The 14,568-nt window shown below is 32.9% G+C and carries 15 protein-coding genes; 12 read left to right on the top strand and 3 right to left on the bottom strand.

The window, feature by feature from the left end:
* Window positions 1-57: 57 nt before the first annotated feature.
* Window positions 58-951: a heparin lyase I family protein gene (locus LG651_RS04320; protein WP_226694917.1), complete on the bottom strand. Its 894-nt coding sequence runs from the start codon at window positions 949-951 to the stop codon at window positions 58-60.
* 21 nt (window positions 952-972) lie between these two features.
* The gene (locus LG651_RS04315; RefSeq protein ID WP_226694916.1) at window positions 973-3,636 is read right to left on the bottom strand and encodes a zinc-dependent metalloprotease; all 2,664 of its coding nucleotides are present in this window, start codon (window positions 3,634-3,636) and stop codon (window positions 973-975) included.
* 63 nt (window positions 3,637-3,699) lie between these two features.
* Between LG651_RS04315 and LG651_RS04310 the strand changes: the two genes are divergently transcribed.
* The 12 genes from LG651_RS04310 to LG651_RS04255 all read left to right on the top strand — a co-directional run bounded on the left by LG651_RS04310 (window position 3,700) and on the right by LG651_RS04255 (window position 13,971).
* Window positions 3,700-4,635: a bifunctional riboflavin kinase/FAD synthetase gene (locus LG651_RS04310; RefSeq protein WP_226694915.1), complete on the top strand. Its 936-nt coding sequence runs from the start codon at window positions 3,700-3,702 to the stop codon at window positions 4,633-4,635.
* On the top strand, window positions 4,628-5,944 hold the full coding sequence (locus LG651_RS04305) for an HTTM domain-containing protein (RefSeq protein WP_226694914.1): 1,317 nt from the start codon (window positions 4,628-4,630) through the stop codon (window positions 5,942-5,944). Before LG651_RS04310 ends, LG651_RS04305 begins: the two co-directional genes overlap by 8 nt.
* Before the next feature lie 77 nt (window positions 5,945-6,021).
* Entirely contained in the window at window positions 6,022-7,293 is a 1,272-nt protein-coding gene (serS, locus tag LG651_RS04300; protein WP_226694913.1) for a serine--tRNA ligase, read from the top strand.
* A 593-nt stretch (window positions 7,294-7,886) separates the two neighbouring features.
* A complete protein-coding gene (locus LG651_RS04295) occupies window positions 7,887-9,680 on the top strand; it encodes a tetratricopeptide repeat protein (RefSeq protein ID WP_226694912.1) in 1,794 nt (597 codons plus the stop codon).
* A 2-nt stretch (window positions 9,681-9,682) separates the two neighbouring features.
* Window positions 9,683-10,195, top strand: coding sequence for a GNAT family N-acetyltransferase (locus LG651_RS04290; protein WP_226694911.1), 513 nt, complete (start codon window positions 9,683-9,685; stop codon window positions 10,193-10,195).
* 2 nt (window positions 10,196-10,197) lie between these two features.
* The gene (locus LG651_RS04285; RefSeq protein ID WP_226694910.1) at window positions 10,198-10,542 is read left to right on the top strand and encodes a DUF4286 family protein; all 345 of its coding nucleotides are present in this window, start codon (window positions 10,198-10,200) and stop codon (window positions 10,540-10,542) included.
* A 24-nt stretch (window positions 10,543-10,566) separates the two neighbouring features.
* Complete coding sequence (locus tag LG651_RS04280; RefSeq protein WP_226694909.1) at window positions 10,567-11,019, top strand: GNAT family N-acetyltransferase; 453 nt, start codon at window positions 10,567-10,569, stop codon at window positions 11,017-11,019.
* Window positions 11,020-11,051: 32 nt separating this feature from the next.
* Complete coding sequence (locus LG651_RS04275; protein ID WP_226694908.1) at window positions 11,052-11,816, top strand: sulfite exporter TauE/SafE family protein; 765 nt, start codon at window positions 11,052-11,054, stop codon at window positions 11,814-11,816.
* A 98-nt stretch (window positions 11,817-11,914) separates the two neighbouring features.
* Window positions 11,915-12,343: an NINE protein gene (locus LG651_RS04270; RefSeq protein WP_226694907.1), complete on the top strand. Its 429-nt coding sequence runs from the start codon at window positions 11,915-11,917 to the stop codon at window positions 12,341-12,343.
* Between the two features lie 96 nt (window positions 12,344-12,439).
* On the top strand, window positions 12,440-12,763 hold the full coding sequence (locus tag LG651_RS04265; RefSeq protein WP_226694906.1) for an ArsR/SmtB family transcription factor: 324 nt from the start codon (window positions 12,440-12,442) through the stop codon (window positions 12,761-12,763).
* A gap of 44 nt (window positions 12,764-12,807) precedes the next feature.
* Window positions 12,808-13,308 (top strand): DUF6428 family protein, encoded by a 501-nt coding sequence (locus LG651_RS04260; protein WP_226694905.1) that lies wholly within the window; start codon window positions 12,808-12,810, stop codon window positions 13,306-13,308.
* 45 nt (window positions 13,309-13,353) lie between these two features.
* Entirely contained in the window at window positions 13,354-13,971 is a 618-nt protein-coding gene (locus LG651_RS04255; protein WP_226694904.1) for an arsenate-mycothiol transferase ArsC, read from the top strand.
* Between the two features lie 160 nt (window positions 13,972-14,131).
* On the opposite strand, the gene LG651_RS04250 is transcribed toward LG651_RS04255, so the two are convergent.
* A complete protein-coding gene (locus LG651_RS04250; protein ID WP_226694903.1) occupies window positions 14,132-14,491 on the bottom strand; it encodes a YraN family protein in 360 nt (119 codons plus the stop codon).
* Window positions 14,492-14,568 lie beyond the last annotated feature (77 nt).

Here is a 14,568-nt window from a genome sequence, read left to right as displayed (position 1 = left end):
AGCAATTGAAAATAAATTCCGATTTAAGCAATTCAACCGAAAAGAGTTATTGAATTGTTAAGGCTCATATTTTTCAATAGATAATGAAAAATTATCAACGAATAGTTCTATGTTCTCAGAAGTAGGATTTGCCGTAGCTCCAATTTGAATTCTTTCATAAGAAATAGGCTCTTGCAAGTTAAAATCTATTCCTTCCTGTGCAAATAAATCGCGAAACTTTTCGGGATTAGGCATATTTATTCCAGTGGTATGTATTATTTCGGTACCATTTACTAAAAGTTTATTAACTCCACTGTCGTTATTAGCCAAAATAAGTTCCCATTGAACTGTTACCCATTCATTTCTTGGAAATTTAAATGACGTTTGCTGAATTGTACTTTCTCCAATTTTACCCCTTTCAATAGACAGATAATCGTTTCCGCCCGACATTTGTAATCTAACTCCTGGACATTGATTATCCACATTTGCGGTATTATCCCAGCAAGAACAACATTCCAAATCAATTAAAAGTAAGTTTTCAATATTGGCATCGCTATTTACATAAAAATCTGCTTTAATAAGAACCTTATCATTTTCAAAGGCATTGAAGCCTTCTTTCTCAATATTCATTTTTGACAATGTGTTATCAGATGAATTAGCAAATAAACGTAAGGCACTTTCCCCTTCTATAAATATGCTTTGAGATATTGAAATTTCATTAATTGAATTGCTTGGATTAACTTGTTGTATTGATGTCCAACGACTTCCATTTAATGGAAAAAGTTCATCTAAAGTATTATTTAGAGTTTCAAAACCGTCTTGGAACACAAAATTTTCACTACCTGAACTTCCAGAATTATCATTACCTGTTTCACAACCTGATGTTAAAAAAACTGCCGCGATTAATATAATTAGCTTAAAGAATTTCATGTTAGATAATCGTGTTTTTCCAATGCCTATTGTGCATTCCATTTAAATGTGTTCTAAAAACTACTATTTTACAATAAGCTTTTTTATCGACTGGTTTTTTCCATCATCAACACTTAAAAAATACACACCTGTTTGAGCGGTTTTTAATTGTATTATTTCTTTAAAATAACCTCGATTTTCAAGGGTGTTTTTATAAATAACTCTACCTCTAACATCAACAACTTTAAGATTTAAAAAATCAGATTCAGAATTACCTAATTGCACGGTAAACTCTCCTTTGTTAGGGTTAGGGTAAACTTTTAAGTCTCCTATTTCAAAATCTTCAACATCTAACTGTGTTTCTGTTGTTTCACAAACCTCAACATACCACGAATTTAAAGTACCAACATCTCCGTTGCCAAAATCGCCTAAAGAAAGCGTCCAGTTTCCATTTAAATTTTCACCATTAAAGCTAGACAATAAACTACGTATAGATTCATAGGATTTGTTGCTTGCCGAATCGCTGCAATCTAGCGGTTGCTCATTATCATTAAAAACCATTAACATATCGTCTTCATTAGAACAATCATCAAAAGATTTTAGCAACTTTGTGGTACCATCTGGACTTGTTAATGCTATTACCAAGTCGCCAATGTATGGGTGCGTAATATCAATGCCAATATTTAAATCTTCAATTACACCAGAATCTCCAATAAAAATTGAACTACTTTGACTAAAAGAACCCGTATTATCTGTAATTGTTAAGTTTAAATTTGACGAAGAATTGTAAGTTGAACATGTTGTACCAACACTGTAATCTATGGCAAAATCTTCGGTGTTTATTGCAAAAAAATAGTTGTTTGTAGGCTCAATCATTATTCTACAATATGGTGAAGGCGTATTGGGAACCGTAATGGAGTAACTTCCATTATTAGGTATGTTATTGGCAATTTCGGTGTAAGTTACACCTCCATCGGTCGATAATAGTATGTTTACATTCGAAGCACCAGTTAAGCTATTAGTATTATTTACATTCCAGGTAATGGTTTCTGTACTACCGCCAGTCCAAACAATTCCTGTGGTGTTTTGAGATGTGATTTCGAAAGGCCCATAACTTGTACTAAAAGTTACTACCATATCGTCGTGTGTATTATTGGCACCACCTGGTTTGTTATCTCTAACGGTTAATCTAAAATCGACCGTTCTATTTACATTTGGTACTTTTTCCCATTTATTAGCCTCAATTCCAAACTTTAAATCCTTTAAATTAGGAAAATACCTTTCACTACTAGTAGTTGGAGCAAAGGACCTAAATAATACCGAATTTGAATTAGTTGAATTTGAATTTGGTAATGTAGTTGCAGCATTATTTTCATTAAACTGCTCCCAGCAATATGTTATAGCATCGCCATCGGCATCACTGCTCGAACCAATTAACTTAAATGCTGTACCAATAGGTAATATTAAATCTGGTCCTGCATTTGCTGTAGGCGTTGTATTTCCTGTATTTGTAATGGTTGCACAGCTTGTTCCCTGTATAGTTGTAACAACTTGATCTATTGAAATGGCATGAAAATAAGCATCACTATTAGCCTGTACATTGTAAGACCCAGCAATACCAGCATACCCCATTATTGTAGAACCACTTCCAGGTTCCATTTGGGAATTAAACCCTTCATTACCACCAAAAGTCCATGTATGGCTAGCTCCTAGTTGATGCCCTAATTCGTGCGCAAATAAATCAACATCAAATATAACACCTCCAGGAGTTTCACTTGCTGTAAATGCACTCCCTTTATGATTTACACCCACGGTACCCCCGTTATTACAAACACAACCAATACACCCAGCATCACCATCGTAACCAGTAGATGTCGCTAATAAATGCCCAACATCATAATTAGCATCTAAAATTTCGGTATTCATTACATTAGCTACTTCACTATTATAATTGTTAATATTTGAATACGGATCGGTGCTTGCATTCAAATAAATAATATCATCATTATTAGCAATTAATTGTAAAGACACGTTAAATTCATTCTCAAAAATGGCATTTACGTTGGTTAAACTTGCCGCCAAGGCAGCATTAACACCAGATAAAGTACCACCATGATAGGCTGCATATTCACCCGTAACCGAAATAGCAATTCGATACGTACGTTTTTGGCTATCGTCGGCATCTTTAAGCTCACCAGATTTTTGTGTTGTTTGATTTTTAAAGTTATCTATAGTTTTACATAAAAAACTATTTTCCTTTAACAAATCAGACTTATTTTTAACCGAAATTAGATTAGAATTATTTTCGTCTGGTAACATGGTTAAAGTTTGTTCGCCACCTAACACCAGTCCAGTAAACCCTTTATTTGGAGATAAACTAAAGCGCACAACAACCGAAGGATTATTAGTTTGATATCCAACATAAGATCTTATCTCAGGATATTTAGCTTGCAAATCGGGATGCATTACAGAGGCTTCTTCAACTATGTATTCCACTAAATTATCATCACTATCGGGTAACATTAAAGTTAGGTCTACCTCCTTATTTAAGCCCGCACTTTGTTTTTGCAAATATTGAGAAAGCGCCGTGTTATCGAATTGATAAACGCTACCACTTATAACCGATTTTAAATTATTTGAAGTTTTACTTTGCGAAGACTCTTTTTTTAAAAAAAATGCTTGACCTGAAGCCGAAAAAATCGTCAAAAGCATTGCTATTGATAAAACATAACGTAGATTTGTTTTCATGGTTGGGGCTATTAATTACTCCAAATATAATAAATCTTAATATAAATTGACTTTTAAAACCAAGTGAGTCAAACTAAAAATATAGAAAAATATTCAATTAATCAACCTTCGGTAGTTACCATTGGCACTTTTGATGGCGTACATATTGGGCATCAAAAAATTATAAAGCAACTTGTAAACACCTCCAAATTGGAAGGGTTAAAATCGGTAGTACTTACCTTTTTTCCGCACCCCAGAATGGTATTGCAAAAGGAATCGAATATTAAACTTATAAATACCATAAACGAGCGTTATGACATTTTAAATAGTTTAGGGTTAGACTATTTACTTATTAAAACCTTTACCAAGGAATTCTCGCGTTTATCGGCCGAAGATTTTGTAAAACAAATTTTGGTAGATAAACTTAATGCCAAAAAAGTAATAATTGGTTACGATCATCGCTTTGGTCGCAACCGAAATGCCGATATTAATAACTTAAAAGTATTTGGAGAAACTTACGGATTTGCAGTGGAAGAAATAGCTGCGCAAGACATTGACGATGTTTCGGTAAGTTCTACAAAAATTAGAAAAGCGCTTATAGAGGGCGATATTACCACGGCAAATAATTATTTAGGTTATAATTTTATGCTTAACGGCATAGTAGCAAAAGGAAAAGGATTGGGGAAAACCATAAATTTCCCAACCGCCAATATTTTAATTTCTGAAGACTATAAAATTATACCAAAACAAGGTTCTTATGTTGTAAAATCTGTTATTGAAAACACTCTAGTTTATGGTATGATGAATATTGGTGTAAACCCAACTGTAAACGGAAATACACAAACTATTGAAGTACACTTTTTTAACTTTAACAACGACATTTACAACAAAAACCTTCAAATTGAGCTGTTAAAGCGCATTCGCGACGAGCAAAAATTTGAATCGGTTGAAGCCTTAACACAGCAATTAAAAAAAGATAAAGAAACCTCGTTACAATTTATAGCAACCCAAAATGCTTAAATCGTTTTTATTTAAACACATCGATAATTCGGCTTTAATTGTTTTCCGAATATGTTTTGGTTTACTGTGTTTTTTAGAGTCGGTTGGCGCCATTTTTACCGGATGGGTAAGAGTAAATTTGGTAACGCCTAAGTTTACATTTTCGTTTATAGGTTTCGAATGGCTACAACCACTTCCCGGAAACGGCATGTATTTTTACTACGCCTTAATGGGCATTTTCGGCTTGCTGGTAATGTTAGGCTACAAATACCGTTTAGCCATAATTAGCTTTACACTTATGTGGACAGCGAGTTATTTAATGCAAAAAACCTCGTACAACAACCATTACTATTTGTTAATTTTAATTAGCAGTATTATGGTGTTTATGCCCGCTCATAAATACGCCTCGTTAGATGCGAAAATAAACCCTAAAATTAAAAGCAATGCCATGCCGCAATGGTGTAAATGGGTTATTGTTTTGCAATTATTTATTGTTTACACCTACGCATCGTTAGCTAAGTTTTACCCCGATTGGTTAAACACCACTTTTATTGCCAATTTAATGAGCGGAAAAGCAGATTACCCATTAGTTGGCCCTTTGCTTCAGCAAAAATGGTTTCATTATACTTTAACTTATGGAGGTATTTTATTTGATGGTTTAGTGGTTCCTTTATTACTATTTAAACCCACGAGAAAATTCATTTTTATAGTTTCAATTATATTTCATTTGTTCAACTCGTTTGTGCTTCAAATTGGCATATTCCCCTATTTAGCTTTAGCATTTACCTTGTTTTTCTTTGAAGCAGAAACCATTCAAAATTTATTTTTAAAGAAAAAACCGCTGTACAATTCAAATGAGATTATTATTCCAAAAAGCAGTAGTTTTTTTATTGCAATATTTTCAGTTTATTTTATTGTGCAAATTGGGCTACCATTACGCCATCACTTTTTTAAAGACGATGTACTCTGGACCGAAGAAGGCCATCGCCTATCGTGGCGCATGATGCTACGCTCTAAAAGCGGTATAATATCTTACCACGTAGAGAATAAAACTACTGGCGAACGCATAAGGATTAATTTAAACCACTATTTAACCAAAAAACAAAAGCGAAAATTAGCCATTGCGCCCGACGCAATTTGGCAATTTGCGCAACATTTAAAACAGGAATTTAAAGCAAAAAACCAAGATATTGAAGTATACGTTACTTGCCGTGTTAGTGTAAACCGCAAACCTTACAAAATGTTTATAAACCCGAAGGTAGATTTAGCAAATGTGGAGTGGCAACCCTTAAAACATAGCGATTGGATTTTGCCATATAAACCCAAATAATTTTACTTTATAAACTAAAGCATAAATATTTCGTTACTTGGGGTATTTCATTAAATTTGTCACTTAAAATTTAACCCATGTTACAAGTTCCTTTTATTAGAGAGAATAAAGATTTAATTATTGAGCGTTTAAAAAAGCGTAACATTGATGCTGCGCAAATGATAGCTGACGTTTTAACATTTGATGAAGAACGCCGAAGTATTCAAGCACAATTAGATAATACTTTAGCTGAATCGAACTCTTTATCGAAAGAAATAGGAAACTTATACAAATCGGGAAAAGCGCAGGAAGCTAATGCTTTAAAAGAAAAAACTTCGCAGCTTAAAGAAACCTCTAAAACCTTAACTGAAGCTTTAAACACTAAAGCCGAAGCATTAAACGAATTGTTGTACAAAATACCAAATGTACCAAATGAGATTGTGCCTAGTGGAAACTCGGATGAAGATAACGAAGTTGTTTTTGAAGCTGGCGCTATTCCGAAATTATACGATAAAGCAGAACCACATTGGGAACTTGCTAAAAAATACGATATTATAGATTTTGAGCTTGGTAATAAAATTACAGGTGCCGGTTTTCCTGTTTACAAAGGAAAAGGTGCACGATTACAACGTGCTTTAATTGCTTATTTTTTAGATAAAAATACAGAAGCAGGCTACACCGAATACCAACTACCGCATTTGGTAAACGAAGCTTCAGGTTTTGGTACTGGTCAATTACCCGATAAAGAAGGGCAAATGTATCATGTTACAGGCGACAATTTATATCTAATTCCAACAGGAGAGGTTCCAGGAACCAATATATTTCGCGATGTTGTTTTAAACGAAACCGATTTACCTATTAGCATTACAGGTTATACACCGTGTTTTCGTCGTGAAGCCGGAAGTTATGGTGCACATGTTCGTGGTTTAAACCGTTTACATCAATTCGATAAAGTTGAAATTATTCGTGTAGAACACCCAAGTAATTCTTATGATGCTTTAACAGGCATGGTAGAACATGTAAAAAGTATTTTAAACGAATTAAAGTTACCATATCGTATTTTACGTTTATGTGGTGGCGATTTAGGGTTTACCTCTGCCCTTACTTACGATTTTGAAGTGTTCTCGACAGCGCAAGACCGTTGGTTAGAAATTTCGTCAGTTTCAAATTTCGAAACCTTTCAAGCTAATCGCTTAAAGTTACGTTTTAAAAATAGCGACGGTAAAAACGAGTTAGCACATACTTTAAACGGTAGTTCACTGGCATTACCAAGAGTACTAGCTGGTATTTTAGAAAACTATCAAACCGAAAATGGTATAGAAATTCCAGAAGTTTTACAACCTTACACCGGTTTTAAAATAATCGAGTAGCCTTAGTTTTATTAAATAAAAGATTATTTTTATCGACGAAATACACATAATTATCGTTGTTTAACGATTTTATTGTGTGTTTCTTTGTGTTTTTTAAAATTTTTATCAAGTTAGCTTAACCAAAAACCGTTAACCTACTTAGCCATGAAAAATTTAAAACGCATTATACTTATAGTTGCGCTAGCTCTGGTAGCAAGCAAAGTATTATTTTCAGACTTCGAAATAGTAAAATCTAAAAATAATGAAACCGCCGTAGTAAGTAAATAAACTTACTTCATTTGTTTTATATCTAGTTTAAACATTTTTTAAAAACGAATTTTCTATCATTTTTAATTCTACTTCTTTTTAATTTTTAAAATAGACTAAGCGTTTTTTAAAGTTTAACCATCGAATAAAAACAAAATCACAATTTTTTCAAACTAGTCATTTCTTAATTTATAGAAATTTACGACTGTCCCCAATCGATTATCATTTAATGTAAAGTTAATAGAAAATTATTTTTGGTTGGTAAGTGCCCGGTATTCTATCGGGCACTTTTTATTAAAAGTGTAAATTAACGGGTATGTAAAACCAACAATTGTTATCTTTACATTATGAGATTATTAGCTTTCTTATTTCTTTTAATTACAACATTAGGTTTTGCTCAAAACGATGCTATTGCCAAAGCCTACTTTAAAAATGGTGAATACGAAAAAGCGCTTGTTGAGTATAAAAAGCTATACAAAGCATCACCATCAAACATTACTATCGTAAATCAAATAGTTGCCACCCACCAACAATTAGAACAATACAACGAAGCCCAAGCTTTTTTAACCCAACTAATGGCACGTATTAAATATGCTGCTTTTATTGTTGAACTTGGTTATAATTTCCAATTAAAAAACGATACTATTTCTGCGCAAAAACATTACAAAGAAGCTTTAAATAGTATAGATAAACGTGCAAGCAATGTTTATGCTGTAGCCCGAAGTTTTCAAAGCCATAGTTTATTAAAAGAAGCCATTGAAGCCTACGAAAAGGCAATGATTGTTAATCCAAAATATAATTTTAGTTTGCAGCTAGCTCAAATTTACGGCGAGCAAGGTAATATTGAAAAAATGTTTGCTAGTTATTTAAGCTATATTGAAAAACAACCCGCTTTAGCACGGGATGTAAAACGCGCCATTAACGATTTTATTAGCGAAGATGCTTTTACCGACAACAATATTTTATTAAGAAAAATGCTGCTAAAAAACATGCAGCAACAGCCACAATTAGTTTGGAATGAAATGTTAAGTTGGCTATTTATTAAACAAAAGCAGTTTGAAAAGGCCTTTATACAAGAAAAAGCAATTTACAAACGAGAGCGAATTGGAACTGGCAGAATAAAAGAATTGGCCGACATTGCTGTAAGAGAAAATGAAATTAACATAGCTCAAGATATTTACGAATACCTCATTGAAATATCTGAATTTAACGAAGACAAATTACAGGCACACCATGAACTCCTTCAATTAAAAATTAGAGAAGCCCAGCCTAAAGCATATCCAGAAATTAAAGCGACCTATTTAGAATTATTAGCTACCACTAAAAACAGCACTGAAACTATCCAGGAAAAAGAAGTTTTAAACCTAAAAATTGCCTACGCGCATTTTTTAGCATTTTACTTACAAGACACAAATGAGGCAACACGTATATTAACGAGCATGCTCGAATTACCTTTGTCTAAATTTCAAGCAGCCGAGGTTAAATTAGAACTCGCCGATATTTTGGTGCTACAAGAAAAATTTAATCAGGCTTTAATTTATTACACACAAATTCAGCGTAACTTAAAAAACAGTACTTTATCGCAAGAAGCCCGGTTTAAAGTAGCTAAAACAAGTTATTATAAAGGCGACTTTAAATGGGCAGAATCTCAGCTTAAAATTTTAAAATCGTCTACATCACAACTCATTGCAAACGACGCCTTAAATTTAAAATTACTTATTACAGATAACAAATATGAAGATTCGCTGCAAACCGCATTAAAAATTTATGCCAAAGCCGATTTGTTAGCGTTTCAAAACCGAAACGACGAAGCTATACAGTTACTAAATAACATTTTAGAAGCCCATAAAACCGAACCCATAATTGCCCAAACTTTATTTAAACAAGCCCAACTATTCGAACTTAAAAAAGAATTTAATAAGGCCAAAGCAAATTACGAAGTGTTAATTGAAAACTATCGCGATGGTATTTTAGTAGACGATGCTTATTTTTATTTAGCGAAGATTTACGAAACCGAACTAAACTTACCAGAAAAAGCAAAACAACTATACGAGCAAATTATATTTAATCATGCCGATAGTATTTATTTTGTCGATGCCCGAAAACGCTTCAGGACTTTACGCGGCGATGCTATAAATTAAAGATGAAAGTAGCCGAAACAGAACGTTTAATATTAGAAACATTTACTTTAAACGACGCGCCATTTTTTCTAGAATTAGTAAATTCCCCAAATTGGATAAAATATATTGGAGATAGAAACACTAAAACCATAAAAGATGCCGAAATTCGCATAACAAAAGGGCATTTACAAAGTTATAAAAATCACGGTTTTGGCTTTTACAAGGTGCTTTTAAAATCTGAAAACCAGAAACCTATTGGTACTTGTGGGTTAATAAAGCGAGAAGAATTACCCGACGCAGACTTAGGTTTTGCCTTTTTGCCAGAATATGAAGGCGAAGGTTTTGGCTTTGAAGCTTCAGAGGAAGTAATAAAACTAGCCAAAAATAAATACGGTTTAAAAATACTTTTAGCCATTGTACAAGCAGAAAACAAAAATTCAATTAAGCTATTAAGTAAATTAGGATTTGTATTTAAAAAAATAATTATTCCGTTTAACGACGGCAAAGAACTTAAATTATTTACAAAAAAAATATAATTATGTACATATATAATGTAACCTCAAACATAGACGAAAGCATTCACGAAGCGTGGTTAAACTGGATGAAACAGGAACATATTCCGCAGGTTTTGGCTACCGGAAAATTTACTAGTGCAACACTAACCAAAGTATTAGTAAAAGAAGATATGGGTGGTGTTACCTACTCGGTACAATACCGCGCCAATTCGCGCGAAGACCTAGAAAATTATTACAATTTGCATGCCGAAACATTGCGCAGTGAAGGGCTAAAAAAATTTGCCGACAAAATGCTTTCCTTCCGTACCGAATTGGAAATAATAGACGAATTTACTGTGAATTTCACCAATAAGTTTTCTCAAAATTAAATATAAGAATCAATCGTAAAAACTATGATTTTTAGAAAAGCTACTTTAGAAGATTTACCTTCAATAATTGCTATGTTTGCCGACGACAAGTTAGGCAAAACTCGCGAACGTTTCGAAAACCCTTTACCCAAAGTTTATACCGATGCTTTTAAACGGATAAATGAAGACAAAAACCAAGAACTTATAGTTGTAGTTAACGAGTTAAACGAAATAATAGGAACACTTCAACTTACCTTTTTGCAATATTTAAACCGCTTAGGAAGCTTGCGCGCGCAAATAGAATCGGTGCACATAAAAAAAGAATATCGCGGTAAAGGTTATGGAAAAACCATGTTCGAATGGGCCATAAATCGCGCTAAAGAACAAGGCGCTGTTTTAATACAACTCACCTCTGATAAAAAACGCCCCGAAGCCATAAAATTTTACGAAAAATTAGGTTTTACGGCATCGCATGAAGGCTTAAAACTTCAACTTTAATCGTTATTAATCTTTTTCTTAAACAACATATATTGACTTACATCGAAATTTTAGAATCGTATAATTTATCTACTTTACAATGGCTAGCCATTAGTTTTGCCGTGTTTATTTTAGGCGTTTCAAAAGCAGGATTAAAAGGCATAAGCATATTTATTGTAATAATTATGGCCTTTGTTTTTGGCGAAAAGGCCTCGACAGGCGTTTTACTTCCCATGCTAATTATTGCCGATATCTTAGCCGTAACCTATTACAATCAACATGCCAATTGGAGTATTATAAAAAAGCTAATTCCCTGGATGATTGTTGGTGTTTTAGTTGGTGTTTGGGTTGGTAACGATATTTCCGAAATGGTTTTTAAACGCCTTATGGCAATCATTGTTTTAATATCTGTTGGCATCATGCTTTTTACAGAGCGGTTGCAAACCAACAATATGCCAAACAATAAATTTTTCTCGGCAATCATGGGGTTTTTAACAGGTTTTACTACAATGGTTGGTAATTTGGCAGGCCCCATTTCTAATGTGTATTTTTTAGCTATAAGATTTAAAAAAAATGAATTTATTGGCACTGCAGCTTGGTTATTTTTTTTAATAAACCTATTTAAATTACCGTTTCACATTTTTGTTTGGGAAACCGTTACAGTTAAAACATTGGTTTTAAATTCGGTACTCATTCCTGCCTCAATAATAGGATTTTTTACAGGAGCTTATATTGTTAAACTTATTTCGAATGTAAACTACAGAAAGTTTATTTTAATAATTACCGCTATTGCTGGTATACTGTTATTTATTCGATAAATTGTAACAAAATTGCAATAACAACTACAAACTAATACAACTGGTTTAAATTTTTTACTAAATTTAAGCACTAATCAATTACAAAATACACACTAATCATGTCTGATGAAAAAAATTTAAGCGACGACCTAAACGAAATGTTAGACGACGCCAAAGATGGCGCAAAAAAAGCGGCCGGTAAAGCCGAAGAATTTGCTGGGGAAGCCAAAGAGAAAGCAAAGGAATTTGCAGATGATGCTAAAGAAACAGCATCGGAGTTCGCAAACAACGCCAAAGAAACTTTTAACGAGGTAACTGGAGAAAACAAAAAAGTATTAGCTGGTATATTGGCTATTGTTATAGGCTCTCTAGGAATTCATAAGTTTATACTTGGATACAATAAAGAAGGAATTATTCAAATAGTTCTTACATTCGTAACATGTGGATTAGCAGGAATTGTACCTTTTATTGAAGGCATTATTTATTTAACAAAATCCGACGACGAGTTTTACAACACCTACCAAATAGGTAAAAAAGGCTGGTTTTAAGCGTTAAAATATATTTAAAAAGTCAAAATTTAAGCATTTTGACTTTTTTAATTCAATTTATCATCGTAATATTGCAATATACAACTAAACAAAATTATGGGCATTACAAAATCAGACATTTTCACCACCAAACAAAACGACTTAGCACAATTTTTTAAAGTTCTTGGGCATCCTGCCAGAGTAGCTATTCTTCAATATATAGGCAATCAAAATTCATGTATTTGCAGTGACTTGGTAGACGAAATTGGTTTAGCACAAGCCACCATTTCGCAACATTTAAAAGAGCTTAAAAGTATTGGCCTATTAAAAGGAGAAATTGAAGGTAAAAGCATGTGTTATTGCATAAACGTAGAACGTTGGAACGAAATTCAACAACATTTAAACCTGTTTTTTAACAACACAAAATCCAATTGTTGTTAAATCATACTCATTAAAATGCAACTTAACTTTTAAATAGTAAAATCATGAAAACACAAGAGTTATTAAACGTTTTAAATCAAAATAAAAATAAAAGTTTACTATTTGAATATGCTCCAAATTTATTAGTTGGCGCAAATTATCATATCACCGAAGTTAAACATGTTACTATCGAATCTGTGGACTGTGGTGCACAAACCGATGCTTGGAAAGAAACCGTAATTCAGCTTTGGGAAAGCCCTAGTGAATTAGGAAAAACGGAATATATGACTGTTTTAAAAGCTTTAGGCATTTTAAATAAAGTTGGAAAACTAAAATCGTATGAAGCCAATGCGGAAGTAAAATTTGAATATAGCAACGCTAATTTTCATACAGCACAACTATTTGTTAACGATTTTGAAATACGAAACAATAATATCATTTTTAAGTTAGCCGTAGAAAAAACCGATTGTAAAGCAAAAGGTATTTGCGGAGTACCAGAAGAAGCTCCTGTTTTAGAAAATACAAGCAACGAACCTTGTTGTTCTCCAGATGGAAACTGCTGTTAAGCATAAATTTATCATTCAAAAAAAGATATATTTAATTTAAACACCATGAAAACACCCCTTTTTGAAACTATTAACCAAACCATAGTTTCATTAAACACTGATACAATTTCTGAAGAAAGAAAAGCCGTTTTAAATCCGTTAACCGAATATATTAAGGCCAAAATTGAAGCCAAAGCACCAATTAATATTAATTTTATTTGTACGCACAATTCTCGCCGAAGCCATTTAACCCAAATTTGGGCGCAAGCTATGGCTACTTTTTTTAATATTGATAATGTAACTTGTTATTCTGGTGGAACAGAAACCACGGCTATGTTCCCAAAAGTTGGTGAAACATTACAAAATCAAGGTTTTCAAGTTTTAAAATTATCTGATAGCGACAATCCTGTTTATGCCATAAAATACGCTAAAAACAATCCTGCCGTTATTGCTTTTTCTAAAATTTATAGTGATGTTTTTAATCCTGAAAGCGACTTTGCAGCCATAATGACCTGCTCGTCTGCCGATGGTGGCTGCCCGTTTGTAGCTGGTTGCGATAAACGTATTGCTATTACCTATGAAGATCCAAAAGCATCAGACGGAACACCAGAGCAAACTAAAGTTTATGCCGAACGTAGCTTACAAATCGCTACCGAAATGAAATATATTTTTGCTAATATTTAGCAAATCCATTTAAATAAGAATTCTTCGAAGCACCTAATTTTAAAACATAATTTTAATGTTTTTTTAGGTGCTTCGATGTTTTTTTAACACAAAGCTTAATTAGGTTACAAAACTTGAACAAGGCGGTGAAAATTGAGCAATTAATTTATAGATATCATTATTAAAAATGATAAAAAGCATCTTCTAAATGCTCTAATTTAAATTGTTTTCCTTCTTTAACAATCGCTATTATATCAAAACGAACTTCTACATCTAATTCGTTTATTGTAACATATTCATCAACTGCTTTAACTAGGTTATTTATTTGTTTAGGTTTTACAAAATCTTGCGGATTCCCAAAATCGGTAGTAGAGCGGGTTTTAACTTCAATTATGGCAAGAATATCTTCTTTTTGGGCAATAATATCGACTTCAGCTTTATTAAAACGGTAATTGCGTTCTAAAATAGCGTAGTTGTTTTCAATTAAAAAATCTACCGCCATTTGCTCGCCTTTATTCCCTAATTCGTTGTGTTTTGCCATATCACTAAAATAAGATTTATTATTCTGATATTTTTAAGGCAATACTGATGAAGACTTATTTAAATACAAACTATTGT

The sequence above is a fragment of the Neotamlana sargassicola genome, assembly GCF_020523965.1.
Classification (GTDB): domain Bacteria; phylum Bacteroidota; class Bacteroidia; order Flavobacteriales; family Flavobacteriaceae; genus Neotamlana; species Neotamlana sargassicola.
Note: the sequence above shows the minus strand (reverse complement) of the source record. Positions and strands in the feature narration are given on the sequence as shown.

Coding starts and splice junctions, on each gene's coding strand:
- LG651_RS04320 (WP_226694917.1), bottom strand. CDS start 951: ATGGAATGCACAATAGGCATTGGAAAAACACGATTATCTAACATGAAA.
- LG651_RS04315 (WP_226694916.1), bottom strand. CDS start 3,636: ATGAAAACAAATCTACGTTATGTTTTATCAATAGCAATGCTTTTGACG.
- LG651_RS04305 (WP_226694914.1), top strand. CDS start 4,628: ATGCTTAAATCGTTTTTATTTAAACACATCGATAATTCGGCTTTAATT.
- serS (WP_226694913.1), top strand. CDS start 6,022: ATGTTACAAGTTCCTTTTATTAGAGAGAATAAAGATTTAATTATTGAG.
- LG651_RS04295 (WP_226694912.1), top strand. CDS start 7,887: ATGAGATTATTAGCTTTCTTATTTCTTTTAATTACAACATTAGGTTTT.
- LG651_RS04290 (WP_226694911.1), top strand. CDS start 9,683: ATGAAAGTAGCCGAAACAGAACGTTTAATATTAGAAACATTTACTTTA.
- LG651_RS04285 (WP_226694910.1), top strand. CDS start 10,198: ATGTACATATATAATGTAACCTCAAACATAGACGAAAGCATTCACGAA.
- LG651_RS04280 (WP_226694909.1), top strand. CDS start 10,567: ATGATTTTTAGAAAAGCTACTTTAGAAGATTTACCTTCAATAATTGCT.
- LG651_RS04270 (WP_226694907.1), top strand. CDS start 11,915: ATGTCTGATGAAAAAAATTTAAGCGACGACCTAAACGAAATGTTAGAC.
- LG651_RS04265 (WP_226694906.1), top strand. CDS start 12,440: ATGGGCATTACAAAATCAGACATTTTCACCACCAAACAAAACGACTTA.
- LG651_RS04260 (WP_226694905.1), top strand. CDS start 12,808: ATGAAAACACAAGAGTTATTAAACGTTTTAAATCAAAATAAAAATAAA.
- LG651_RS04255 (WP_226694904.1), top strand. CDS start 13,354: ATGAAAACACCCCTTTTTGAAACTATTAACCAAACCATAGTTTCATTA.
- LG651_RS04250 (WP_226694903.1), bottom strand. CDS start 14,491: ATGGCAAAACACAACGAATTAGGGAATAAAGGCGAGCAAATGGCGGTA.